The organism is Tepidamorphus gemmatus, assembly GCF_004346195.1.
Lineage (GTDB): Bacteria > Pseudomonadota > Alphaproteobacteria > Rhizobiales > Tepidamorphaceae > Tepidamorphus > Tepidamorphus gemmatus.
In genome coordinates this window covers 16,649-39,776 of sequence record NZ_SMAK01000016.1, presented here as the reverse complement: position 1 = coordinate 39,776, position 23,128 = coordinate 16,649, and the positions used below count along the sequence as shown (strand labels likewise).

At 68.7% G+C, this 23,128-nt stretch carries 26 protein-coding genes; 7 read left to right on the top strand and 19 right to left on the bottom strand.

Going from position 1 to position 23,128, the window contains the following annotated elements; genetic code table 11:
* Nucleotides 1–374: 374 nt before the first annotated feature.
* Nucleotides 375–2,582 carry a transglycosylase domain-containing protein gene (locus EDC22_RS16975; RefSeq protein ID WP_245499819.1) on the bottom strand — a complete coding sequence of 736 codons (2,208 nt, stop codon included), beginning with the start codon at nucleotides 2,580–2,582 and terminating at the stop codon, nucleotides 375–377.
* A gap of 90 nt (nucleotides 2,583–2,672) precedes the next feature.
* Here EDC22_RS16975 and EDC22_RS16970 point away from each other — a divergent pair, with 90 nt between their 5' ends.
* Nucleotides 2,673–3,173 (top strand): YcgN family cysteine cluster protein, encoded by a 501-nt coding sequence (locus tag EDC22_RS16970; RefSeq protein ID WP_132807869.1) that lies wholly within the window; start codon nucleotides 2,673–2,675, stop codon nucleotides 3,171–3,173.
* A gap of 132 nt (nucleotides 3,174–3,305) precedes the next feature.
* On the opposite strand, the gene EDC22_RS16965 is transcribed toward EDC22_RS16970, so the two are convergent.
* Both EDC22_RS16965 and EDC22_RS16960 read right to left on the bottom strand, forming a co-directional pair.
* Complete coding sequence (locus tag EDC22_RS16965) at nucleotides 3,306–4,133, bottom strand: hypothetical protein (protein ID WP_132807868.1); 828 nt, start codon at nucleotides 4,131–4,133, stop codon at nucleotides 3,306–3,308.
* A 53-nt stretch (nucleotides 4,134–4,186) separates the two neighbouring features.
* Nucleotides 4,187–4,384, bottom strand: a complete 198-nt coding sequence (locus EDC22_RS16960) for a hypothetical protein (protein WP_132807867.1) — start codon at nucleotides 4,382–4,384, stop codon at nucleotides 4,187–4,189.
* Nucleotides 4,385–4,545: 161 nt separating this feature from the next.
* Here EDC22_RS16960 and EDC22_RS16955 point away from each other — a divergent pair, with 161 nt between their 5' ends.
* Nucleotides 4,546–5,709 (top strand): DUF2336 domain-containing protein, encoded by a 1,164-nt coding sequence (locus EDC22_RS16955; protein ID WP_132807866.1) that lies wholly within the window; start codon nucleotides 4,546–4,548, stop codon nucleotides 5,707–5,709.
* A 51-nt stretch (nucleotides 5,710–5,760) separates the two neighbouring features.
* Here the strand turns inward: EDC22_RS16955 and EDC22_RS16950 are convergent, their stop codons facing one another.
* From EDC22_RS16950 to EDC22_RS16940, 3 genes are all read right to left on the bottom strand, one after another.
* Nucleotides 5,761–6,108: a DUF1491 family protein gene (locus tag EDC22_RS16950; protein WP_132807865.1), complete on the bottom strand. Its 348-nt coding sequence runs from the start codon at nucleotides 6,106–6,108 to the stop codon at nucleotides 5,761–5,763.
* Between the two features lie 22 nt (nucleotides 6,109–6,130).
* A complete protein-coding gene (locus EDC22_RS16945; protein WP_165926957.1) occupies nucleotides 6,131–6,976 on the bottom strand; it encodes a peptidoglycan-binding domain-containing protein in 846 nt (281 codons plus the stop codon).
* A 71-nt stretch (nucleotides 6,977–7,047) separates the two neighbouring features.
* On the bottom strand, nucleotides 7,048–8,871 hold the full coding sequence (locus EDC22_RS16940) for a sensor histidine kinase (protein ID WP_165926956.1): 1,824 nt from the start codon (nucleotides 8,869–8,871) through the stop codon (nucleotides 7,048–7,050).
* A gap of 280 nt (nucleotides 8,872–9,151) precedes the next feature.
* On the opposite strand from EDC22_RS16940, the gene EDC22_RS16935 reads away from it, so the two are divergent.
* Together EDC22_RS16935 and EDC22_RS16930 are read left to right on the top strand one after the other, a co-directional pair.
* Nucleotides 9,152–9,520, top strand: a complete 369-nt coding sequence (locus EDC22_RS16935) for a DUF5330 domain-containing protein (protein ID WP_132807862.1) — start codon at nucleotides 9,152–9,154, stop codon at nucleotides 9,518–9,520.
* A gap of 82 nt (nucleotides 9,521–9,602) precedes the next feature.
* The gene (locus EDC22_RS16930) at nucleotides 9,603–10,055 is read left to right on the top strand and encodes a SufE family protein (RefSeq protein WP_132807861.1); all 453 of its coding nucleotides are present in this window, start codon (nucleotides 9,603–9,605) and stop codon (nucleotides 10,053–10,055) included.
* A gap of 15 nt (nucleotides 10,056–10,070) precedes the next feature.
* Here the strand turns inward: EDC22_RS16930 and EDC22_RS16925 are convergent, their stop codons facing one another.
* On the bottom strand, nucleotides 10,071–10,925 hold the full coding sequence (locus EDC22_RS16925; protein ID WP_132807860.1) for a DUF6456 domain-containing protein: 855 nt from the start codon (nucleotides 10,923–10,925) through the stop codon (nucleotides 10,071–10,073).
* On the bottom strand, nucleotides 10,922–11,290 hold the full coding sequence (locus EDC22_RS16920; protein WP_132807859.1) for a helix-turn-helix domain-containing protein: 369 nt from the start codon (nucleotides 11,288–11,290) through the stop codon (nucleotides 10,922–10,924). Before EDC22_RS16920 ends, EDC22_RS16925 begins: the two co-directional genes overlap by 4 nt.
* A 191-nt stretch (nucleotides 11,291–11,481) precedes the next feature.
* On the opposite strand from EDC22_RS16920, the gene EDC22_RS16915 reads away from it, so the two are divergent.
* The gene (locus EDC22_RS16915; protein WP_132807858.1) at nucleotides 11,482–11,859 is read left to right on the top strand and encodes a DUF6477 family protein; all 378 of its coding nucleotides are present in this window, start codon (nucleotides 11,482–11,484) and stop codon (nucleotides 11,857–11,859) included.
* A 62-nt stretch (nucleotides 11,860–11,921) separates the two neighbouring features.
* Here the strand turns inward: EDC22_RS16915 and EDC22_RS16910 are convergent, their stop codons facing one another.
* From EDC22_RS16910 to EDC22_RS16860, 11 genes are all read right to left on the bottom strand, one after another.
* On the bottom strand, nucleotides 11,922–12,335 hold the full coding sequence (locus EDC22_RS16910; RefSeq protein WP_132807857.1) for a Ros/MucR family transcriptional regulator: 414 nt from the start codon (nucleotides 12,333–12,335) through the stop codon (nucleotides 11,922–11,924).
* Nucleotides 12,336–12,635: 300 nt separating this feature from the next.
* Complete coding sequence (locus tag EDC22_RS16905; RefSeq protein ID WP_132807856.1) at nucleotides 12,636–14,336, bottom strand: proton-conducting transporter transmembrane domain-containing protein; 1,701 nt, start codon at nucleotides 14,334–14,336, stop codon at nucleotides 12,636–12,638.
* Nucleotides 14,326–14,595 (bottom strand): hypothetical protein, encoded by a 270-nt coding sequence (locus EDC22_RS16900; RefSeq protein ID WP_132807855.1) that lies wholly within the window; start codon nucleotides 14,593–14,595, stop codon nucleotides 14,326–14,328. The genes EDC22_RS16905 and EDC22_RS16900 overlap by 11 nt, the downstream gene beginning before the upstream one ends.
* Nucleotides 14,592–16,154, bottom strand: coding sequence for a proton-conducting transporter transmembrane domain-containing protein (locus EDC22_RS16895; RefSeq protein ID WP_132807854.1), 1,563 nt, complete (start codon nucleotides 16,152–16,154; stop codon nucleotides 14,592–14,594). Before EDC22_RS16895 ends, EDC22_RS16900 begins: the two co-directional genes overlap by 4 nt.
* The gene (locus EDC22_RS16890) at nucleotides 16,151–17,632 is read right to left on the bottom strand and encodes a monovalent cation/H+ antiporter subunit D family protein (RefSeq protein WP_207903821.1); all 1,482 of its coding nucleotides are present in this window, start codon (nucleotides 17,630–17,632) and stop codon (nucleotides 16,151–16,153) included. The genes EDC22_RS16895 and EDC22_RS16890 overlap by 4 nt, the downstream gene beginning before the upstream one ends.
* 73 nt (nucleotides 17,633–17,705) lie before the next feature.
* Nucleotides 17,706–18,077, bottom strand: a complete 372-nt coding sequence (locus EDC22_RS16885; RefSeq protein ID WP_132807853.1) for a cation:proton antiporter subunit C — start codon at nucleotides 18,075–18,077, stop codon at nucleotides 17,706–17,708.
* Complete coding sequence (locus tag EDC22_RS16880) at nucleotides 18,074–18,490, bottom strand: Na(+)/H(+) antiporter subunit B (protein WP_132807852.1); 417 nt, start codon at nucleotides 18,488–18,490, stop codon at nucleotides 18,074–18,076. The genes EDC22_RS16885 and EDC22_RS16880 overlap by 4 nt, the downstream gene beginning before the upstream one ends.
* Nucleotides 18,491–18,493: 3 nt before the next feature.
* On the bottom strand, nucleotides 18,494–19,042 hold the full coding sequence (locus EDC22_RS16875) for a DUF4040 domain-containing protein (RefSeq protein WP_245499818.1): 549 nt from the start codon (nucleotides 19,040–19,042) through the stop codon (nucleotides 18,494–18,496).
* Nucleotides 19,042–19,494 (bottom strand): monovalent cation/H(+) antiporter subunit G, encoded by a 453-nt coding sequence (gene mnhG / locus EDC22_RS16870; protein ID WP_207903819.1) that lies wholly within the window; start codon nucleotides 19,492–19,494, stop codon nucleotides 19,042–19,044. Before mnhG ends, EDC22_RS16875 begins: the two co-directional genes overlap by 1 nt.
* A complete protein-coding gene (locus EDC22_RS16865) occupies nucleotides 19,491–19,784 on the bottom strand; it encodes an MrpF/PhaF family protein (RefSeq protein WP_245499817.1) in 294 nt (97 codons plus the stop codon). The genes mnhG and EDC22_RS16865 overlap by 4 nt, the downstream gene beginning before the upstream one ends.
* Entirely contained in the window at nucleotides 19,781–20,287 is a 507-nt protein-coding gene (locus tag EDC22_RS16860; RefSeq protein ID WP_165926955.1) for a Na+/H+ antiporter subunit E, read from the bottom strand. Before EDC22_RS16860 ends, EDC22_RS16865 begins: the two co-directional genes overlap by 4 nt.
* 201 nt (nucleotides 20,288–20,488) lie before the next feature.
* Between EDC22_RS16860 and msrB the strand changes: the two genes are divergently transcribed.
* Nucleotides 20,489–20,923, top strand: coding sequence for a peptide-methionine (R)-S-oxide reductase MsrB (gene msrB, locus EDC22_RS16855; RefSeq protein WP_132807849.1), 435 nt, complete (start codon nucleotides 20,489–20,491; stop codon nucleotides 20,921–20,923).
* The gene (locus EDC22_RS16850; protein WP_132807848.1) at nucleotides 20,913–23,057 is read left to right on the top strand and encodes a S9 family peptidase; all 2,145 of its coding nucleotides are present in this window, start codon (nucleotides 20,913–20,915) and stop codon (nucleotides 23,055–23,057) included. The genes msrB and EDC22_RS16850 overlap by 11 nt, the downstream gene beginning before the upstream one ends.
* The last annotated feature ends 71 nt before the right edge of the window (nucleotides 23,058–23,128 follow it).

Sequence of the window (23,128 nt, the reverse complement as noted above, 5' to 3'; positions counted from 1 at the left end):
GGCGGCTCGCGGACGTCGCGGCTCCAGTCGGCCACGACCACAAGGCCGTGGAGGTCCCAGATCGCCGTATCGCGATCGAGGCGGCAGCCGACGCTGGCGGTGCCGAGCCATCCCCGGCCCCGGCACCCATCCTCTCGATCGCCCGATCGGGATGTTCGATGATCGGATCGCGCAGCCGATGGCCGAGCGCGTCGCAGCGGGCGCAATCGGCGGACGGATCGAGCGGGGTGCGCGGCGCTGTCCCGGGCAAGCGACGGCGGCAGGCCGCAAGGTCGCAGGGGGCGTCCCGGTCGCGGGCAGCCTCCGGCACGATGCGCGCGTCGGGTGCGTCCGGTAGCGTGGACGGGCGGGCGTCGCGACCGGCGCGATGCCCCTCAGTTCCCTCGGATGGTGATGTCCACCACCCGGCCCGGCTCGTCGGCGATCCTGCTTGCGCTGGCCGGCGTGGGGGCGGGGGCTTCGGCGGTCGGGCCGGGGTCGACAGGAGTGAGGCGCGGCGCCTCGCGCATCAGCCGCTCGATGGCGAACAGCAGGCTGGTCGACTGGCGCGACAGGCTGAGCGGGGCGGCGAGCCCGGGGGAGCCCTTGCCATCTGGGCCGGAGGCGACCAGCGCCGGGCCGGTCGCGCCCAGGCCGGGGATCGGCTTGATCTCGACGCCCTGATGGGCGATCGACATCAGGCTGTTCCAGGTCATCGCCGGCAGGCTGCCGCCGGTCATCCGCTTGGTCGGTCGGAAGTTGTCGTTGCCGGCCCACACCGCTGCGACGTAGTTGCCGGTAAAGCCGCAGAACCAGGCATCCCGATAGGCGTTGGTCGTGCCGGTCTTGCCGGCGACAGGAACACCGGGAATCAGCGCACGGCGGCCGGTACCGTTGTTGGCCGCCTCGAACAGCATGCGGTTCAGCGCCTCGACCTGCGCGGCCGGAACCACCTGCGGCCGGGGCGGGCCGTCGCGGTCGTGGCGATAGATGACATTGCCGGCGCCGTCGCGGATCTCGAGAATGCCGTAGGGTGTCATCCGGCGGCCGCCGGAGGCCATCGTGCCGAAGCCGGCAAGCTGATCGAGCACTGTCACTTCGGAAGCGCCGAGCGGCATCGACTTGGAGTTGACGATCGGCGTGCGGACGCCCATCGCAGCCGCCGTCTCGACCACCTTCTCGCGACCGATCGCATGGGCGACGCGCACCGCCACCGTATTGATCGAATACTGCAGCGCGGTGGTCAGCGTGACGTTGCCGCGGTAGCTGCGGCCGTAGTTCTGCGGCGACCAGCCGGCGATGGTGATCGGCGCATCGGCGACGATCGAGCGCTCGGTGTAGCCGTTCATCAGTGCCGCCATGTAGACATAGGGCTTGAACGACGAGCCCGGCTGGCGCAGCGCCGAGGTGGCGCGGTTGAACTGGCTCTCGCCATAGTCACGCCCGCCGACCATGACGCGCACCGCGCCGTCGAGATCCGCCATCGCCATGGCCATCTGGCTGGCCCCATACTGCTGGCCGTACTGGCGCAGGTTGGAGACCACCGCTTCCTCGCCGACCTTCTGCAAGGTCGGGTCGATGGTGGTCTTCACGGTCAGCACGTAGGCGCGGCCGCCGACGATGCGCTTGACCTCGTCAAAGGCCCAGTCGAGGAAATAGTCGGGCGCGTTGGTGCCGCTGCGGTCCACCGGCTCGGCCGGATTGCGGCGCGCCGCATACACCTGCCCTTCCGTCATGAAGCCGGCCTCGACCATGTTCTGCAGGACGATGTTGGCGCGGCCGCGCGCCGCCGGCAGGTCGATGTGCGGGGCGAAATTGCTCGGTGCCTTGAACAGGCCGGCGATCATTGCGGCTTCCGCCAGGTTGATGTCACGCACCGACTTGCCGAAGTAGAACTCGGCCGCCGCATCGACGCCGAAGGTGCCGCCGCCGAGATAGGCGCGGTCGAGATAGAGCTTCAGGATCTCGTTCTTGGTCAGATGCGTCTCGAGCCACAGCGCCAGGAAGGCTTCCTTGATCTTGCGCTCGATGGTGCGCTCGTTCGACAGGAACAGGTTCTTGGCAAGCTGCTGGGTGATCGACGAGCCGCCCTGCACGACGTTCTTCGCCCGCATGTTCTCGATCAGGGCGCGAAAGGTGCCGCTGATGTCGATGCCGAAATGCTGGTAGAAGCGGCGGTCCTCGGTGGCCAGCGTGGCCTTGATCAGATGGTCTGGAATCTCGTCGAGCGGCACGGTGTCGTTGTGCAGGATGCCGCGCTTGCCGATCTCGTTGCCGTAACGGTCGAGGAACACCACCGAATACTGCTGGGTGGACATCCAGTCGTCGTGGGTCTCGTCGAAGGCGGGGATGGCCAGCGCCAGCATCAGCACCGCGCCACCCGCCCCCAGCGTCATGCCATCCGAGCCGAGTTCGACCAGGCCGCGCCGCCAGCCCTTGACGTTGAATCGCTCCAGGCGCGCGGAATAGGCCTCGAAGCCGCGCTTGGTGCCGTCCAGCACCGCATAGAAGAAGTCGTCGATGTAGGAGTCGATCTGGAGCAGCTTGCGGCGCAGCCTCGTCCAGAACCGGCTGCGCGGGCTGTTGCCGAACGGGTCACGCACTTCGATAGTCTCCGTCCGTCCGTCGCGTCACAGGCTCGCCCCGAGCATTCTTGTTGACCGTTTTCCCCGCCAAGTGCAAGAGGCGTGACGATGAGCAGCACGGGCAGAGTTGAGCGCGCGGAGCCGCCGCCGCAGCCAGACGGCAGCGCGGAACCGTTCTGGCGCAACACCCCGCTGTCGGCGATGACGCCGGCCCAATGGGAATCGCTGTGCGACGGCTGCGCGCGTTGCTGCCTGATCAAGCTCGAGGACGAGGATACGGCCGAGATCTGGTACACCGACGTCGCCTGCCGGCTGCTTGACGCTGCGACATGCCGCTGCACCGACTATGCCAACCGGGCCGCCCGCGTGCCGGGCTGCGTGCCGCTCGCCCCGGACAATATCGGTGGCCTCGCCTGGCTGCCGCCGACCTGCGCCTACCGACTGGTGGCCGAAGGCCGCGACCTTGACTGGTGGCATCCGCTCGTCTCCGGCGATCCCGCAACCGTGCATATGGCCGGCATCTCGGTGCGCGGGCGGGTGCTGGGTGAGGACGAAGTGGCGGAGGAGGATCTGGAGGACCGGATCGTCGATTGGCCGGGGACGGGCTGACGCCGTGATCGCGGCCAGCCTTGTGCTGACCTGTCGCATCTGCGGCCGCGCGGGGTCGCGCCATCATCGGGCGATACGATCGGCGCCCCGACGGCGCGCAGCACCGGCGCGGCCCCGGCGTTGCGGACATCGCTAGCCCTTGTAGACCGGCCGGTCGGCCGGGCCGAGCACCGCTGGCACCGGGGCGGTGCCGCAGTTGGGGCTCGACAGCAGCCGCTCCAGGTCATCGACCGTCGCGCGCAGGCGGTTCAGGGCGAGGTCGGCATTGACGTCCTTCGCCGAGGGGATTTCCAGCCGGCTGCGCTGGATCGCGTAGGCATAGGATTCGACACGCCAGCGCATCGCCGACAGCCCCCAGACCGCCACCCGCCTGTTCTCGAACACGCGCGCCTCGGCGTCCTTCGTCTCGGCCGGCGTCAGCAGCGCGGTCTGCGGCAGCGCGGACATCCGGCTCAGATCCGCGAGGCACACCCGCTGCCAGACCTGACCGAACGGCGGCACCAGCGGAATGTCGGTGATGATGGCCGTGACGACGGCATTCCAGCGCGCCTCGCTCGACACGAAGCCATCATCGCGCAGCATGTCGAGATAGAGGTGCGGGTCCGGTTGCCACCGAGAATCGGGCCAGATGCGGGTGCGCACCCATTCGGTCTCGTTGCGGGCGAAGAAGGCGCCGCGATGGATCGGCATGATCATCCGATAGGCGCGCCGGCGAAGCTCCTGCTCGTCATCGGTCAGCATGAAGCCCGACACCGGCTCGCCGCGCGCCTTCGCCAAGCGGTCGCCGATGGCCGGCAGCATCGTGTCGTTGACGTAGTTCTTCACCGGCCGGTCGAAGTCGCCCTGCTGAGCGGCGCAACCGGCGAGCGCCAGCAGCCCGGCGATCACGCCGGCGCGCAGGGCGGGGATGGCGGCCGCGGCCAGCCCGGAAGCAGCAACCGCACAGGTCGGCTCAGGCACGCAGGTCTCCCGCATGGATGGGGGCTGGCTCGGTCCCGTACGACCCTGCGAGATCAGTGCTGCTCGCCGGGGCCCGTCGCCGCGCCGTCGGGCCGTGCCGCACGGATCGTGCCGCGGTCCCCTCCCCGCTCGATGCGGATGCCGGGAAAGATGACCACGGTCGCGGTGCGTCCGAGGCCGGACCCGGTCGATGTGCCGGCAGGGCGGCCCCGCCGCGCCGGGTCCAGAGGAAACTGCAGCAGGGCAGCCATCGCCCATCTCCTCGAGAGCGTGAGGCCGGGGCGCGGCAAGCCGACGCCGGTCGGCCGGACGCCTGTCATTAGGACTTCGTTGAGGTTAACAATCCGCTAACGGTCCGGCCGTATCGTCGCTGACGGATGCGGGATCGGACAGTGCAGCGGGAACGGCAAGCATGGTCGGGGAATTCGAATCGCGGTTCCAGCAGGCGCTGAACAGCCTGGCCGAGCGCCGCGCACCGGTGAGCGGCGACGTCCGGGCGACGGCGGTGACGACGCTGGCCGAGCTGCTGCTCGATTCTGCGCGGATCGGCAACCGCGACCTGCCCGAGCACTTCAGCGCGCTGATGCTGGCACTGCTGCCGCGGGTCGAACTGGCCACCCGCCGCGAGGTGTCCCGCCGCCTCGCCCATTGCGATCTGGTGCCGCCGGAGGTCGCGCGTCTGCTGGCCCGGGACCTGCCGGAGGTGGCGGGCCCGATGCTGCGGCAGAGCCCGGTGCTGTCGCGCGAGGATCTCGATGCGGCGGCGACCGGCGACTGCGACGAGAAGGCCCGCGCCGTCGCCGGCCGCGCCGACCTCGATGGCGAGTTGATCGATGCGCTGATCGCCCGCGGCGATCCCGGCATCGCGGCTGCGCTGGCGATGGCGCCGGGCCGGCTCGATGCCGCGCGGGCCGAACGGTTGGCGCTGACACCGGGCCTCGGCCGCACCGCCGCGCAGCGCCTCGTCGAGCGGGCGCAGCTGTCGGAGGCGGCGCTGGCCGCGCTGTTCTGGCCGGCCGACACCGCGACCCGGCGCGCCATCATCGACCAGATGCGCAGCCGCCTGCGCGATCGGAACGGCGGCGCAGCACGCCTCGCGCCGACGCCGCCGACCCGGCGCGACCCGGCCGCCGAGACGCTTGCAAGCAGCCTGTTCGCACTGGCGGCGGCCGGCGAGCGGCTGGAACTCGCCGCGCGGCTCGGCGATGCCCTCGACCTGCCGCGCGAGATCGCCCGGCGCATTGTCGACGATCCGGGCGGCGAGCCGCTGGCGGTGGCCGCGCGGGCGGCGGACCTGCCGACCGACAGGATCACCGGCATCGTGCTGCTGACCGTGACGGAGGCCGGAACATCCCTCGACGGGCTGCGGCGCCTGGTCGAGCTTGCCGACTGGCTGGAGCGCGAGGTCGCAACCACGATGGTCACCCTGTGGAGCGGCGCCGGACAGGAGGTGCGCCGGACGGTGCGCCACGAGCCGGCGATCGCCCGGCCCGCGGCGCGCGCCGTACGCCCCGCGCAGCCGCCGCGCCGGCTCGAGGACGTCATCGCCGACGCCATGCGTCGATCCCGATCCTGAGACGCTCCGAGGCGGCGACGCCGGCCTCGGTCCCGGCACGCTGGCGGCCGCTCAGCCGACCAGCGGCTCGAGCAAGTGGCGGCCGGAGCGCTCCTCGATCTCGACCACCCAGATGTCCGGGTCGAAGCGATGCTGACGGGCGATGAAGGCGGCGGCGTCCGCCTCCGGGACGGGCCCCTCGCCATGGGCACGCATCCACAGCCGCTCGGCCGGTGCCGCCGCGTCGAAGGCGGTCTGCGGCGCCGGTCCATAGACATCCACGGTGCCGTCGAGCCGGTTGACCAGGACGAAGATCGCGCCCGCCTCCTCCGCACCGCGGCGCACCACGGCCACCGGAATTCCCTCGACGGAGCAGCGCCGCACGAAGGCGGCGACCCAGATTCCCGATTTCAGGCGCATGGCCGATCCGCGCCAACCACCGCTACAGCCGCACGCCGCTGACCGCCGACAGTTCGTCGAGGAAGCGCGGACTGATCTCGCCGGTGACCGGCAGGCCGCGGTCGATCTGGAAGTCCTCGATTGCCCGGCGGGTGGCGGAACTGAGCTGGCCGTCGATCGAACCCGGCGCATAACCGAGCTCGGCGAGCACGCGCTGCACCGATTGGATGCGACCGTCGACGAGCGGGGCGGGCGGCAGCGGATTCTGCGCCAGCAACTCTGCAACCGGATCGCCGGCCCCGGCGATCGTCACGGTCCGCACCGGGATCGGCGCGGGCGCCGCTTCCGCGGCGGCGCCGGCGGCCTGCCGGGGCGGTGGCGCGGCGGCATCGGTCGGCGGCGGTGCCTCCATCTCCGGCGCCGCGACGGCGGTCTGGCGCAGCGGATGGGGCGGCGGTACCGGCGGTGCGGTCAGCGTTGACAACCGGACATGGGCGAGCAGTTCGGCACTCGGCTGGCCGGTCGGCGCGAGACCCGCCGCGAGCTCGTAGTCGCGGATCGCCGCCTCGGTGCGCGGCCCGAACACGCCGTCGAGCGCACCATGATAGAAGTTGCGCCTTGCCAGCGCCGACTGGATGTCGACGATGAGCGCCGCCCGCTCGGCAGCGGCGCGGCGATCGAGCTCGGCGGCATGATCGACCGGATCGACGGCGGCGACGCGGTGGGCCGGGCTCGGCTGCGGCAGGACGGTGAGCGCCTGCCGCTGGTCGCGGCCGAGCAGCGGCGCAGGGTGCGGACCCTCCTGCAGAAGCAGTGCGTTGACCGATATCGCGCCCCAGGCACCGGCCACCGTCAGCACCGCCAGGGTGCCGAGCGGCCTGCGGATCATCACTCGCGCCAGTCGCCCCAACATTCCCGGTCTACCCGCTCATTCCCCGCCGGCCGTTCATGTCTCACCCGTCAGGCGCTGCGTCGCATCGGCTCGCCGGCGTCGGCGAATTGCCGCGCGGGCCGGATGTCGCCCTCGCGACGGGCCGGGATCCGCACCGTGACGCGGGTGCCACGCCCGATCTCGCTGTCGATGGAGACGCTGCCGCCGTGCAGGGCGGCGAGGCCCTTCACCACCGACAGGCCCAGTCCGGTGCCTTCGTAGCGCCGGTCATAGGAGGTGTGAAGCTGCACGAACGGATCGCCGAGGCGCGGCAGATCGGCGCGCGGGATGCCGATACCCTCGTCCGCCACATACAGCACGACGCTCTGCGGTTCGCGGTAGAGGCCGACCACCACCCGGCCGCCAGGCCGCGAGAACTTGACCGCGTTGGACAGCAGGTTGAGCAGGATCTGCTTGCAGGCGCGCCGGTCCGCATTCAGCTCGGGGAAATTGTCCGGCAGATCCACCTCCAGCCGCAACCCTGCCCGCCTGGCCTGGATCTCCATCATCTGCGCGCATTTCCTGACCAGCCCGACGATGTCGAACAGCTCCGGGAAGATCTCGAACTTGCCGGTCTCGATCTTCGACATGTCGAGGATATCGTTGACCACGTCGAGAAGATGGCGGCCGCTGTCGCGGATCAGCCCGGCATATTCGCGCTGCTGGTCGGGCTCGAGCCGGCTGACCGTCTCGTCGGCGAGCATTTCCGAGAACCCGATGATGGCGTTGAGCGGCGTGCGCAGCTCATGGCTCATATTGGCGAGGAACCGCCCCTTGGCGATGCTGGAGCGCTCTGCCTGTTCGAGCAGGCGGTGGACTTCTGCCTCCTGGGCCTTGCGCGATCCGATGTCGGTGAGCATGGCGACGAGTTCGGCGCCGGCCTCGGCGAGACTGGTTTCCTCGGCCGGCAGGCGGCGCGCCCGCACTTCCGTCCATACCGTCGCATCGGACGCCTCGCCCGGCCCGCGTCTCAGACGGATCTCGGCAACGCCGGCACCGGTCTCCGCGGCACGATCGAGTGCCCGGAGATAGGCCGGACGATCGGTGACGAGGATGCGCGCGAACAGTCCGTCGCCGGCAAGCTGGTCGCTGTCGCAGCCGGCGAAGGCACCCGCCGCGGCCGGCGCCCAGACGACGTTGCCATTGCGGCGCAGGGCGAGCACCGGGTCGCCGAACGCCTCTGCAAGCGTGGCGAAGCGGCGGCCGGCGGCGCTGGCACTCTCGGCGGCGCGGCGGGCAGTGATCGCGGCCTGGGCGGCGAGCATGCCGGCAAAGAGCGCCGCAGGCAGTGCGCCGACCAGCGGCCACAGCCAGTCGGCGATACCGGCGGGCGCCGGGGCAACCAGCCCGGCAAGATCGGCGCCGACAATCGCCAGCACCGTCGTCGCCGCGATCGCGGCAGCGGCGACGACGATGCTGACCGATCCGGACAGCGCCGCCTCGACAGGGACCACAACCAGCCAGGCCAGAAGCGCCGACTGGACACCGCCGGTGGCTGAGGCGACGATCCCGACCAGGCTCGACAGGCTGCCCGCCGACAACAGATGGCCGATGCCGAGCCGGCCGGTGCGCGAGACGAAGAGGGCGATGGGGAGCGGAGAGACCAGCAGCGCGAAGCACAGGGCGGCAATCAGGCTCGGCGCTCCCCACAGGGCGAGATAGACCGGCAGCGCCAGCACCGCGAGTCCGCCGCCGGCCAGACGCGTGGCAATGAAGGCGGCATGATAGCTGCATCCCGCCGGGTCCGGGCGCACCGACGGATGCACCAAGGAGGCGACGACCCCGGCAAAGGGAGACAGGGAAAACTGGATGTGCACTCTACACCCCGACCGCCGCTGGCGGGACTGACTCAACGCGATGTCCATCGGATCGTCGCAGAGGCCGATTAAGGGAAAGCTAAATCCGCGCCGCAGCCGCGCGGCTATTTCGCGGATGACAACAAGGTTAACAAGACTTGAACGAATCCGGTGCAGTCCTACAGGCCCCATATACATCATGTAAATGTTTCGCCGAGCGACACCAATATTTGGCTTTTCGTTCGAATTTTCAGGAATGCGACAACATGGCTGCAAATGTTCGCAGGTAGATTGCCGGTGTTGGCATCGAATCCTGGCACTCGGATCAAGGGCAGCCATGTTTCTCATCCGCACCGCGTTCTGGCTCACGCTCGTCATCCTGCTGATTCCGGTCAGTGGACATGACGGCAGCAGCGGCGAGGCCGCCGGACCGGAGATCTCGCCGGTCGACGCCTTCGAGGCGGCCCGCCATACGGTTTCCGATCTCGCCGGCTTCTGCGACCGCAATCCCGACACCTGCCGCACCGGTTCGGCGGTGGTCCGGGTGCTCGGCCAGAAGGCGCAGGCCGGCGCGCTGATGGTGTACGAATACCTGGCCGAAGCTTCCGAAGACGGCAGCGGGCGACAGGATGTCCGCCATGCGGTCGACACGCTGAGCCTGGAGGATCGTCACGTGCCGTGGCGCGGCCCGGGCGGCGAGAGCTGAGCCCGGCTGACCGCCCGCAGCCGGCGCCGGCCAGCTCCTCCTCCGGTTTGGCAGTCCGGCCGGGGCGCGCTATATCGGGGCCATGACCGCGCCCCTCCCCCCGTCCGTACCCGCCATCGACGACATCGTCGAGGATTTCGCCCTGCTCGACGACTGGGAGGACCGCTACCGTTACGTCATCGAACTCGGCCGCTCGCTGGCGCCGCTGCCGGATGCCGACCGCACCTCAGCCAACAAGGTCGAGGGCTGCGCCAGCCAGGTCTGGCTGTCGACCCGGAGCGACGGCACGGCGGATCCGCGACTGACCTTCCTCGGCGACAGCGACGCGCATATCGTGCGTGGGCTGATCGCCATCCTCCTGTCGCTCTATTCCGGACGCCGGGCGAGCGAGATCCTTGCCATCGAACCGGGGGCCGTGTTCGAGCGGCTGGGGCTGCGCGAGCACCTCACGCCGCAGCGCTCGAACGGGTTGAACGCGATGGTCGAGCGGATCCGTCGCGACGCCCGGCTGGCAAGCGCCCAGCCGGTCGGCTGAGCGCCGGCGGCACGATCAGCCCGGCTCCGCCGCAGCCGGATCGGCCTGCGGATCGGCCTGCGGCCGGTAATCGGCCGCGCCCCAGTGCCGCGTCGGCACGCGCTCCGGCCCGGTGGCGGATTCGGACAGGCCATAGTGGGCGGCAAGCCGGTCGAGGCCGATGCCGAGCACGACCTTGGCCGAACGGCGCGGCCAGCCGCGACGGCGCTCTGCGTCCTCCAGTCCGATCAGCAGGCAGCAGACATCGATCAGCAGGGCGGCGAGCTCCGGCCCGAGTGCGCGGAAGACGGCATTGACCCGCTGGCGCGCGGCAATGGCGGAATCGACGACATCGGCAGCCAGGTTGGTGGCGCCGCGCCGCTGCCGGCCGGCCGGGCGGCTCCAGTCGGCGGTCACCCGCGCCATCAGCCCGGCCCGCTCGAAATCGGCGCGCAGGCGCTCGCCGGCGAGGTAGCGGGTTTCGCTGACCAGCGGCGCGCCGTCCGCACCGCGCCGGCGGCGCAGCCAGGCGAGCGGACTCTCGTTGGCGACGGTGGTAACAACGCGGCGGCCCGCGCCGTCCTCGAGCACGGTATCGATCATGTCGAGATGCTGGGCACGCCAGGGATCGTCGAGGCGTGACGCCCGCCGAAGGCGGGCACGTCCGGTCTCGGCAAGCCGCCATCCGTCCGGGCCGCCTTCGAGCAGACCGTCGGCGAGCAGCCGGTCGACGTCCTGCGGCGAGAGGGACCGCAGCCGGTCCCCTGCGTGGCCGCGTACAATATCCGCACCGCCGTCGTCGCGCCGCCTCAGCCGGGCATCCGGCATGGCAAGCGCCTCGAGACCGGCGAGCAGACGCGCCTCGGTGCGCCGGCGCGGGGCGCGGGTCATTGGCCTCTCCCGGAGTCCGCGAGGCTGCATTCCAGCCGCAGCAGCTTGCGGTCGAAGGCCGGGTCGTCGCGGCGGTCCTCGATGCGCGCGCAGGCATACAGCACGCTGGTGCGGTGGCGGCCGAACCGTTCGCCGATCTCGCGGTAGGGGCGCGCGTGCACGACATTGAGCAGATACATCGCCACGTGGCGCGCCAGGGTCTCGCGCGCACCGCGCCGCTCCGGCGAGGTCAGCGCCCGCGGCATGACGCGAAAGCATCTGGCGACCTCGGTCGTGACGCGAACATAGGGATCGCCCGGACCGGGCCACGGGCGTCGGCCTGGCCCGCCGCGTTGCGCAGGCTCGGCTGCAACCGTGTCGGACATCTCGCCTCTCCTGTCGGTTCTAGGAATTTGTACCTATTCCTACCGCAATGTCGTCGGTTTGTGCAAACAGGACGCGCGAGTCTCGGCAATTTCCGTTGCCGATCAACGGGATACAACCACAGGCAGTAGGTATTTTTTCACACAGCCGATGCCGGCCGTAGTCTCCTCCGGCTATGGAGGCGAGGACGGCGATGGCACGGGATCGCAAGACCAGACCGGGCCCGACGAAACGTCACGGGCAGGCGGCGCGAGCGGATTGCGAACGGGTGGTCCGCGCCGGCGCGGAGCTATACGACCGCGCGCGGCATCTGCCCAGGTTGGCGCGGGCGACACCGCAGGAAATCGCCAGCGGCGACCGCGCCGTGGGCCGGATCCTTCTCGCGCGCCTGATGCGGGCGCTGCGCAGCGAACGCCGGCGCGGACGGGCAGGGCACTGGAGCTACGACCTCAACCGGCACATAGCCCTGATGCAGGCGATCGCCGCCGAGCGGGCGCGCCTCATGGCACTCGACGACGCTACGGCTGCACGCCATGCAGGCGAAGAGCGGCCGACGGCCAACGGGCGGTGATCCGTCGCGCCGCGCCACCCGGATGCAGCGGTCCGGATGGCAGACGACGACCCGGCGTCGGATCAGCCGCGTTTGCGCCGCTGTCCGAGCCCCATCTTCTTGGCCAGCGCCGAACGCGCCGCAGCATAGTTGGGCGCGACCATCGGATAGTCCGCCGGCAGTCCCCACTTCTCGCGGTATTCCTCGGGCGACAGGTTGTAGTGGGTGCGCAAATGCCGCTTGAGCGACTTGAACTTCTTGCCGTCTTCCAGGCAGACGATGTATTCTGGCGTAACGGACTTGCGCACCGGGACCGCCGGTTTCAGCTCCTCCCTCACCGGCTCGGCCGAGCCTGTAGTGGCGCGCAGCAATGCCTGGTGCACATCGTTGATCAATGCGCCGAGATCGGCTGTCGGAACAGTATTGTTGCTGACATAGGCCGAAACGATGTCGGCAGCGAGCTCAATGAGCGCAGAATTGTCGCGAGCCTGATCCATGGCTTAGGCGTCTCTCTCGGCTTGTACTCGGTTGCATGGCGGCCGACATGCGCCCAAGTCCTCCTTCGAAGATCTGGGACGCCGATCTGGACCGCAGGTTCCAAGCGATTCGCTTGGCGCTTCGCCGGGCGGAACGAGACATATTCTATCCATACCGTTGTTTCAAGCTCTTCGGGACTTGAGCTGGTGTAATCCGCCCTGCCGGGCCTGCCTAGACTGGGCGTCAGAAAGTCTTGCCCACAGACGCCGGCACACCGGTGTGATCATCCGGCCGATCGGCAAATAGAGGCGGACGTGCGTCTACAAGTAGTAGACGAGCAACCAGGCGGCCAGCAGCAGCGTCGCCCAGAGCGCCATCGCCCCGGTCGGCCAGGCGCGCGCGAACACACCTTCGGGTCCGTAGTGGCGATAGATTCCGTCGACGACGGCACCGAGCCGGCGTAGTCCCGCCTCGAGCGCGGCGGTGCGTCCGGCCCTGGCAACCGCCCAGACGGCATGGACCAGGCGCGGCAGTGCGATACGGTAGATCGCATCGACATCGAGTGCGATCGTGCGGCGCGCGGCCGGATAGAAGCCGTAATAGAGGAGCACGACGAAGCCGAGCGCGGTGAAGCCGAGCAGCTGCAACTGGGTCAGCACGTGATCGAGCGTGTAGACCTCGTAGACGGGCGCGCCGGGCAGCAGTTCATAGACCGCGGAGGGCACGAGGCCAAGGCCAGCACAGGCGACGACCACCAGCCCCATCGCCAGGCGCATGTTGGCCGGCGGCTCGCCGGCCGCGGCCGATTCCGCGCCGGTGGGTGCGGCGCGGAAGAAGGCCATGCCCTGCGCCCTCAGACCCGCCAAGAGGAACGCGCCGACCGAACCGATGATCAGCACGACCCAGGTGAAGCCATAGCCGCCATATTCGGCGCTCGAGATGATCAGCGACTTCATGGTGAAGCCGCAGAACAGCGGCGTGGCGATGGCAAGCGTCCCGATCACCGCGTAGATCGCGGTCTGTGGCATCGTCCGTGCCAGCCCGCCGAGATCGGTCAGGCGGGCGGTGCCGGTCATGGTCAGCACGGCGCCGGCGACCATCACCAGCAGCGTGTTGTAGGCGACATGGCCGGCCGCATGCGCCGCGACGCCGGCGATCGCAAGATCCGAGCCGATCCCGATGCCGATCACCATGAAGCCGAGCTGGCTGTTGAGGACGCGCACCAGCACGGCGCGGATGTCGTTCTCGACCGCCGCATAGGCCAGCGGAAACAGCACCATGATGATGCCGATCGGGACCAGGATCTCGGTACCGGCATAGCCGCGGATCAGTGCGTAGACCGCCATCTTGGTGGTGAAGGCCGACAGGAACACCATGCCGGTCGGCGTCGCGGCGGGATAGGATTCCTGCAGCCAGGCATGCAGCAGCGGGAAGGCGCACTTGATGCCGAAGGCGAGGAAGATCAGCACGCCGGCAAGGCTGCCGAGGCCGATCGGCCCGAAGTCGATCGAACCGGTCTGGCGATAGATGAGTGCGGTGCCGGCGATGAGGAAGACTCCCGAGCCGATCTGGAAGACCAGATAGCGAAGCCCCGCGCGGATCGCCGCCTCGTCGCGGCGCGCCCACACCAGGAACACCGAGGACAGCGCGGTCAGCTCCCAGAACACGAACAAGGTGACGAGATCGCCGGCGAATACCGCCGCGAGAGCGGCCCCCGCATAGATCAGGGCGGCGACATGCTGAACGGTGTCCTTGACGTGCAGCGCGTAGAGCATGCCGGCAAAGGCGGCAAGCGTGAACACGTAGCCGAAGATGCGGCTGAGCGGATCGACCTTGAGCGTGACGAAGGTCATGCGCATCAGCTCGATGCGGCCGAACGCGCCGTCGGAGAGGCTTGCGACCATCAGGAACGCGACTGCCGGCAGCGCCAGCATCCAGACCGAGCGCAGATGGCCACGCAGCACCGGCACGACCAACGCACCGAGGATCAGCACCAGCCCCGGCGAGACCTCAGCGATCATAGTAGTCCTCCGGCCGGTCCAGCACCGCCTGCACGAACGTGCCGCCGACCCAGACGAGGCCGACGCCGATCAGCGCCAGCGCCGCATAGAACCCGAACACGCTCTCCATGGCGAGCTTGCCGTGGCGCGGCACGACCAGATCGGTCGCCAGCAGCGCCAGCGAGGCGACGGTGAGTGCGGTGATCAGCCGCTTCAGCGTCGCCCTGTCGCCCAGCCGCCAGGCCGGGCGGCCGCCATTGTCCTGCCGGTCGGCGCTCATTCGGCCTCCTCCACCTCGACCGGAAGCTCGCCGCCTGCCGATGCCTGCGGCGCGGCTTGCGGTACTTCGGCCGGCGCCTCGATGCCGGCGCCGCCAGCGGCCACCAGTTCGCCGAGGATCGATTCCAGCGGCGCCACCGCGAAGAACAGCACGACGCACAGCGCCGCGGTGACGCACAGCGGGATGAGGCAGGCAAGCGGTGCCTCCTCGATTGCCACCTTGCCGCCCTTGGCGTCGCTGGGCCGCAGAAAATAGCCGCGCGCGACGATCGGCAGCAGATAGGCGACATTGAGCAGCGAGGAGACCAGCAGCACGACGGCAACGAACAGATGCTCGGAGTCGATCGCGGCGAGCATCAGGTACCACTTCGTCCAGGCCCCCCCGAGCGGCGGCAGGCCGATGATCGACAACGAGCCGATCAGGAACGCGAACATGGTAACCGGCATCTTCCGGCCGATGCCAACCATGTCGCTGATCTCGGTCTTGTGGGCGGCGGTGTAGATCGCGCCGGCACAGAAGAACAGGGTGATCTTGCCGACCGCATGCATGGCGATCTGGGTGCCCGCCGCCATGATCCCGGCCGGCACCACGAGGGCGGCGGCCAGCACCACATAGGCAAGTTGGCTCACCGTCGAATAGGCGAGCCGGGCCTTCAGGTTGTCCTTCGACATCGCGACGACCGAGGCCATCACCAGCGTGAAGGCGGCGACGAAGATCAGCCACTGGCTCGATCCGGTCTCGGCAAGGAAATCGACGCCGAAGATGTAGACGACCACCTTGGTGACCGAGAACACGCCGGCCTTGACGACCGCGACCGCGTGCAGGAGCGCGCTGACGGGCGTCGGTGCCACCATCGCGGTGGGCAGCCAGTAATGGATCGGCATCAGCGCCGCCTTGCCGATGCCGAAGGCAAACAGCGCGAGCAGGATGCCGGTCAGCAGCGGCGAGGCCTTTCCGGCCAGGATGCCGCCCGGCGTGAAGTCCAGCGTTCCCGCGACCCACGCCGTCCAGACGATGCCCGGCAGCATCAGCAGCATCGACGTTCCGACCAGCAGCAGAAGGTAGACGCGACCGGCCTTCTTCGCCTTCTCGTCGCCCTTGTGGACGACCAGCGGATAGGTCGAGAGCGTCAGCATCTCGTAGAACAGGAACAGCGTGAACAGATTGCCGGCGAAGGCGATGCCCATGGTCGCCGCCAGCGCCACGGCGAAGCAGACGTAGAACGAGGTCTGGCGCGGCTCGTCGTTGCCGCGCATGTAGCCGATCGAATAGATCGAATTGAGGATCCACAACGTCGAGGCGACACACGCGAAGACCATGCCGAGCGGCTCGACCGCGAAGGCGATGGCGAGCCCCGGCACCACCTCGACGCCTGCCGTCGCCGGCCGGGCGCCATCGAGGAAGGCGCGCAACAGCAGCAGCACCGTCGTGAACAGCGCGCCGGCGGTGACCAGCGTGATGGTCTCGCGCACGTTCGGCGCCCGGTGGGCGAGCGGAATCGCCAGCGCCCCGAGGAACGGGATGGCGAGTGCGAGCAGGACAAGCTCTTCCGGAGTCATCGCAGACCTGCCAGTAGAGCTTCGGCGGCGCGGCCGGCGACGCCGGCGGTGAGTTCGGCGTCGATGCCGAAGACGATACAGGCCGCCGCCAGCACCCAGGTGCAGACGATCATCGTCACCGGCGCCTCGCCGATCCTGGCGGCCTTGGCCGAGGGCTCGCGGAACCAGGCGACCTCAACCACCTTGCCGATGTAGACGACGGCAAGCAGCGAGCTTGCCACGATCAGGAAGGCGAGCCACCACCAGCCCTGCTCGATCGCCCCGAGCGCCAGATACCACTTGGAGACGAAGCCGACCGTGCCGGGGACGCCGACCAGCGACATGCCGCCGATGACGAAGGCGGCCATGGTGACCGGCATGCGGCGGCCGATGCCGGCCATCTCCGACATCCCGCAGTTGCCGACACGGTAGGCGATGCTGCCGAGTGCGAGGAACAGCGCCCCCTTCATGAGGGCGTGGTTGAAGAGATGGGCGATGCCGCCGGTAAGCCCAGTCTGGCTGGCCAGCGCGATGCCCAGCGTGATGTAGCCGACCTGCGCCACCGAGGAATAGGCGAGCATCCGCTTGACGTTGTCCTGGTAGATGGCGACCGCCGAGGCCGCGAACATCGCCGCTATCGACAGCACCAGCAGGATCGGCGTCACCGGCAGCGTGTCGAAGACGAAATGCGCACCATAGATCGAGAAGAAGAACCTGAGCAGGAGGTAGATCGCAACCTTGGTGGCGCTGGCAGCAATGAAGGCGGTGGCGACCGACGGCGCCAGGGCATAGGCGTTCGGCAACCAGACATGCAGCGGAAACAGCGCCAGCTTGAGGCAGAGCCCGACGGTGATGAACGCGAGCGCGGCAAGGATCGGCCGAGTCGCCTCGACCGTGGCGATGCGCTCGGCCAGGTCGCCGAAATTGAGCGTGCCCGTCATCGAGAACAGCAGCCCGACCCCGATCACGTAGAAGGTCGCGCCGATCGTGCCGAGGATCAGGTACTGATAGGATGCCACCAGCGCGCGACGGTCGGATCCCATGGCAATCAGCACGTAGGTGGAGAGCGAGGAGATCTCCATGAACACGAAGGCGTTGAACGCGTCCGCGGTGATCGCCATGCCGAGCAGGCCGCACAGGCACAGCAGATACATGCAGTAGAACCAGGCCTGCTTGTTCTCGGGGATTTCCGCCGCGACGCTCTGGCGCGCATAGGGCATCACCACGGCGGCGATGAGCGAGACGAGCACCAGCAGGAAGGCGTTGACCACGTCCACCCGGTATTCGATGCCGAATGGCGGCTCCCAGCCGCCGAAGGCATAGGAGACCGGTCCGCCGTGCAGGACCTGGATCAGCAGCAGCACGGCAATGACCGGCATCGCGAAGCTGGTCAGCGTGGCGATCAGCCACGCGGTGCGCCGCTCGTCGATGAAGGCGCACAGCGCCGCGCCGCAGAGCGGCAGCACCACCTGCAGGGCCGGAAGCTGTTCGCGGATCATGGTGCAGGGTTACCGGATCTGGCGGATCCCGGCCGGTCGGCGGCGCGGCGCGGCCCCGGCGCGATGCAGACCGTCATTCGTCGGTGCCTCCGCGCTTGAAGATCTCGTCTTCCTCGATCGAGCCGAACGCCTCGTTGATGCGCACGACCAGTCCGAGACCGAGGGCCAGTGTCGCCACGCCGACGACGATCGCGGTCAGGATCAGGACGTGCGGCAGCGGGTTGGAGAAGACCTCGTAGCCCTCGCCGAGATGCGGCACCGTGCCGCCGAGCACCTTGCCGGGCGAGATGTAGAGCAGGTAGACCGAGGTCTGGAAGATCGAGACGCCGACGAGCTTCTTGATCATGTTGCCGCGCGCGACAACGATATACAGCCCGGCCACCATCAGGAAGATGGTGACCCACTGGTTGTAGTGGGCGATGACTTCCTCGAGCACGATGTTCATCGGCCGCGCCCCGCAAAGGCGTAGAAGATCGCAAGCATCGTGCCGGTGACGCTGATCAGCACCCCGAGTTCGATGATCAGGATGCCCATGTGCTGACCCTTGACCGGATCGGCGGCCAGCATGTCGTAGTCGAGGAAATTGCCGCCCAGCAGCATGGTAGCAACGCCGGTGCCGGCAAAGATGACCACGCCGAGCGAGACCATCTTCTCCACCACCACGACCGGCAGCACCCGCGTTGCGCGGTCGAGGCCGAACATGATGGCGTACAGGATCACCGCAGCGGCGATGACGACGCCACCCTGGAAGCCGCCGCCCGGAATGTAGTCGCCATGGAAGTGGATGTAGAAGCCGAACATCACCATGAACGGCAGCAGCAGCTTGGTGACGACCCTGAGGACGACGTCGAGGCGCATCGGTCAGCGTCCCCGCTTCGCGCCGGCTTCGCGGCGGTTGCGGCGCAGCAACAGCAGCACGCCGATGCCGGCGGTGAACACCACGACCACCTCGCCCAGCGTATCGTAGCCGCGGTAGCTGGCCAGCACGGCGGAGACGACGTTGGGCACGCCCGTCTCCTCCATCGCACGGTCGATGTACTGCATGCCGACATGCTGGTTCACAGGCGTGTCGGCGGCCCCGAACGAGGGCATGTCGACCGAGCCGTAGACGAGTGCGGCGCCGATCACCACCGCCACGAACAGCGGCAGCAGCGGCGTGTGCGAGGGCGCCATCTCCTCGGTCTTGGTCAGATAGAGCGCTGCAAGCATCAGCACGGTCGAGATGCCAGCGCCGACCGCAGCCTCGGTGGTGGCGACGTCGGCGGCATCGAGGACGAGCAGGACGCTGGCCATCAGGAACGAATAGACGCTCGACAGGATGATCACCGCGAACAGGTTGCGCAGCCGCACGATGGCGATGACGACCACCGCCATCAGCGTCAGCAGCACCATGTTGACCAGCAGTTCCATCAGCGCTTCCCCGGCTTGCGGGCAGGCTTGCGGGGCCCGCCGGCGCCCCGGCGGCTTGGCCTGCTCGCGCCCGGCTCCCTGGCCTGGTTGCCGATGAACTCGCCGATCAGGCCGAGCTCCTTGCGGCGGCGGTGGCCCTGCGGGTCGGTGAGCTGCGGCTCGATGCCGACCGACAGCGCCGCGCGGGCGAGCGCATGGCTGGCCAGCGGCGAGGTGAAGAAGAACACCGCCAGGATGACCAGCAGCTTGACCGTGACCAGGCTCAAGCCGGCCTGGATGACCATGGCGAGAATCAGCAGACCGGCGCCCAGCGTGTCGCTGACCGAGGTGGCGTGCAGACGGGTGAACACGTCCGGCATGCGAATCAGGCCGAAGGCGCCGACGACCAGGAAGAACGACCCGGCCGCCAGGAGCATGGCGCTGGCGATGTCGGCGACGAGATCAAGCGTCACTTCGTCGGCTCCTCTCCACCGGGATGGCTAAGGTCGCCGAAGCGGAAGTACTTCAGGACGGCGATCGTGCCGACGATGTTCAGCAGTGCGTAAAGGATGCCCATGTCGAGAAACTGCGGTCGCTCGGTGAGGAAGCCGTACACCGCGACCAGCAGGATCGCGGCATTGCCGATGGCATTGGCGGCGACCAGCCGGTCGAACACCGTCGGGCCGACAAGCGCCCGCACCACCGCGAGGGCCAGCGTCACCAGCACCGCGACCATGGCGACGGCGAACATCACGGTGATCATGAGCCGCCCTCGAACACGGCGACGCGGCGATCCATCTCGCCGCCCGCAAGATCCTTAGCCCCCTCCTCGGTGAGCGCGTGGACGAGGATCTCGTGGCGCTGTTCGAGAACCACCGCCGAGATCGTGCCCGGCGTCAGGGTGATGGAATTGGCGAAGGTGGTGATGCCGACCGGACCCGACTGATGCGCGGTGACGCGCACCAGCGTCGGCGAGATGGCGAGCGGCCGCGACAGGATGAGGCGGGTCACGCCGATCGCCGACTTGAAGATCTGGACCAGCAGCCACGGCCAGTAGCGCAAGCCGCGGAACAGCAGATGCAGCGGCAGGCTCTCGCCATCGACGATCGCCAGCCTGGCGGAGAACCAGACGGTGAGCAGCACGCAGACGATGCCGATCGAGATCAGCAGCGTGTCGTGGTGGCCCGACAGCAGCAGCCAGAACAGGAGCAGCGGGATCGCCAAACCCAGCAGCCGCATCGCCTTCGGTCTAAGCCCCCTCGTCACCGGACGGTCCATCGCGACCGGCCCGATCTCTCGTCGTTGGTGTTGGCAGGCCCGGAGCAGACTCCGGGCAGCGGGAATCGGTTCGACCGCAACATAATTGGCGCGCGTTGAAGGTCAACGAAAACCGGACGCCGGGCCTATGCGGCGTCGCTGCGAAGGCCTATCTGTTGCGCAACCGCCCCACCGCACCGGAGATCTGCCATGGCCGAGACGGGCAACCGACCGCGCGTCGAGAAGTCGGACGCCGAGTGGCGTGCCGAACTGACACCCGAACAGTACCGCATCACGCGCAGACACGGCACCGAGCGCGCCTTTACCGGCCCCTACTGGAACGACAAGACGCCCGGTCTGTATACCTGCGTGTGCTGCGGGGCGGCTCTGTTCGACGCCGCCACCAAGTATGACAGCGGCACCGGCTGGCCAAGCTTCTATGCGCCGGTCTCGGCGGACGCGGTCAGCCTGCACGAGGATCGCTCGCTGTTCATGCGCCGCACCGAGGTGCGTTGCGCGAGCTGCGATGCGCATCTGGGCCACGTCTTCCCGGACGGACCGCCACCGACCGGCCTGCGCTACTGCATGAACGGCACCGCCCTGAACAAGGTCACCGATCCGGTTGGCGGCGGTCATGGCGATTGACACGGAACGGCCGGCGTCGCGGGCTGTGCCGCCCCGCGCCGAGCGGCGGCCGGTCCGCTCGATCCACCACGGACGCGAGCGCATCGACGACTATGCCTGGCTCAGGGCCGACAACTGGCAGGAGGTGATGCGCGATCCGGCCCGGCTCGATCCGGCGATCCGCGCCCATCTGGAGGCCGAGAACGCCTGGGCGGCACAGGCGCTGCACGGCACCGAGCACCTGCAGGAGGAGCTGTTCACCGAGATGCGCGGCCGCATCCGGGAGGACGATTCGAGCGTTCCCGCGCCGGACGGCCCCTATGCCTACGCCACCCGCTATGTTGCCGGCGGCCAGCATCCCTTGATCGTCCGCACGCCACGCGACGGCGGCGACGAAGAGGTTCTGATCGACGCCGACTACCTCGCCGCCGACAAGGCCTATTTCCGGCTGTCCGGCGCCGGACACAGTCCCGACCACCGGCTGATGTGGTACGGCAGCGACGAGACGGGCTCGGAGTATTTCACGCTGCGCATCCGCGATCTTGCCTCCGGCCAGGATCTCGAGGACGTCGTGCCCGGCACCACCGGCAGCGCGGTCTGGTCGGCGGACGGACGCCACCTGTTCTACACTTGGCTCGATGACAATCACCGGCCGCGCCGGGTGATGCGGCACAGGATCGGGACGCCGGTCGAGGCGGACACGGTGGTCTACGAGGAACATGACCCGGGTTTCTTCGTAAGCGTCGGCAGGACGCAGTCGCGCCGCTTCATCGTCATCGACGCGCACGACCACGAGACCTCGGAGATCCGTCTGATCGAGGCGGCCGCCCCGGAAGCCGCTCCGAGGTTGATCGCCGCACGACGGAGAGGCGTCGAGTACAGCGTCGAGCATCACGGCGACGCGCTGATCATCCTGACCAATGACGGCGGGGCGGAGGACTTCAGGATCGTCACGGCGCCGCTCGCGGACCCGACGCCCGGGGCCTGGCGCGATCTCGTATCCCACCGCCGCGGCCGGCTGATCCTCGAGGTGGCGGTCTATGCCGGACATCTGGTCAGGCTGGAGCGCGAGGACGGGCTGCCGCGGATCGTCATCCACCGGTTCGCCGATGGTGCGGAACATGCCATCGCCTTCGACGAGGAGGCCTATTCGCTGAGCCTGCAGCACGGCTACGAGTTCGACACGACAACGATCCGCTTCTCCTATTCCTCGATGCGCACACCGGCGCAGGTGTTCGACTACGACATGGAGAGCCGCGCGCGGAGGCTGCGCAAGCGGCAGGAGGTGCCGAGCGGCCACGACCCGGACGATTATATCGTTCGCCGGCTGCATGCACCTGCACCGGACGGCGAAAGCGTGCCGGTCTCGGTACTGCATCATCGCGATACGCCGATCGACGGGACCGCGCCCTGCCTGCTCTACGGCTATGGTGCCTACGGGATATCGGTACCCGCCGCCTTCAATACCAACTGGCTGTCGATCGTCGACCGCGGTCTGGTGTTCGCCATCGCCCATGTCCGCGGCGGCAAGGAGAAGGGCTACCACTGGTACAGGGACGGCAAGGCGGCCAGGAAGACCAACACGTTCACCGACTTCATCGCCGTCGCCGAACATCTCGCCGCAACCGGCTACACCGCCCGCGGGCGGATCGTCGCGCAGGGGGGATCGGCCGGCGGGATGCTGATGGGAGCGGTCGCCAACATGGCGCCGGAATTGTTCCTCGGCATCGTCGCCGAGGTGCCATTCGTCGACGTGCTTGCCACCATGCTCGACGACAGCCTGCCGCTGACGCCGCCGGAATGGCCCGAATGGGGCAATCCGATCGAGAGTGCCGAGGCCTACGACACCATCGCCAGCTACAGCCCCTACGATAACGTTGCCCCGCTACCCTACCCCCACATCCTGGCGCTCGCCGGATTGACCGATCCGAGGGTCACCTACTGGGAGCCGGCCAAGTGGGTGGCACGGCTGCGGGAACGATCCACCAGCGACAACATGATCCTGCTGCGGACGAACATGGATGCCGGTCACGCCGGCGCCGCCGGCCGCTTCGACCGGCTGAAGGAGATCGCGCTGATCTATGCCTTCGTGCTGAAGGTGACAGGTAAGGCCGGCGCGCCCGCCCGGAATCGCCGAACCGCATCCTCAGGCTGACGTCGCCCTGGCCATCATGCTCCGAATGGGGCTCATGCGCACTGCGGTCTCGACATCGCCGAATCGTTGGG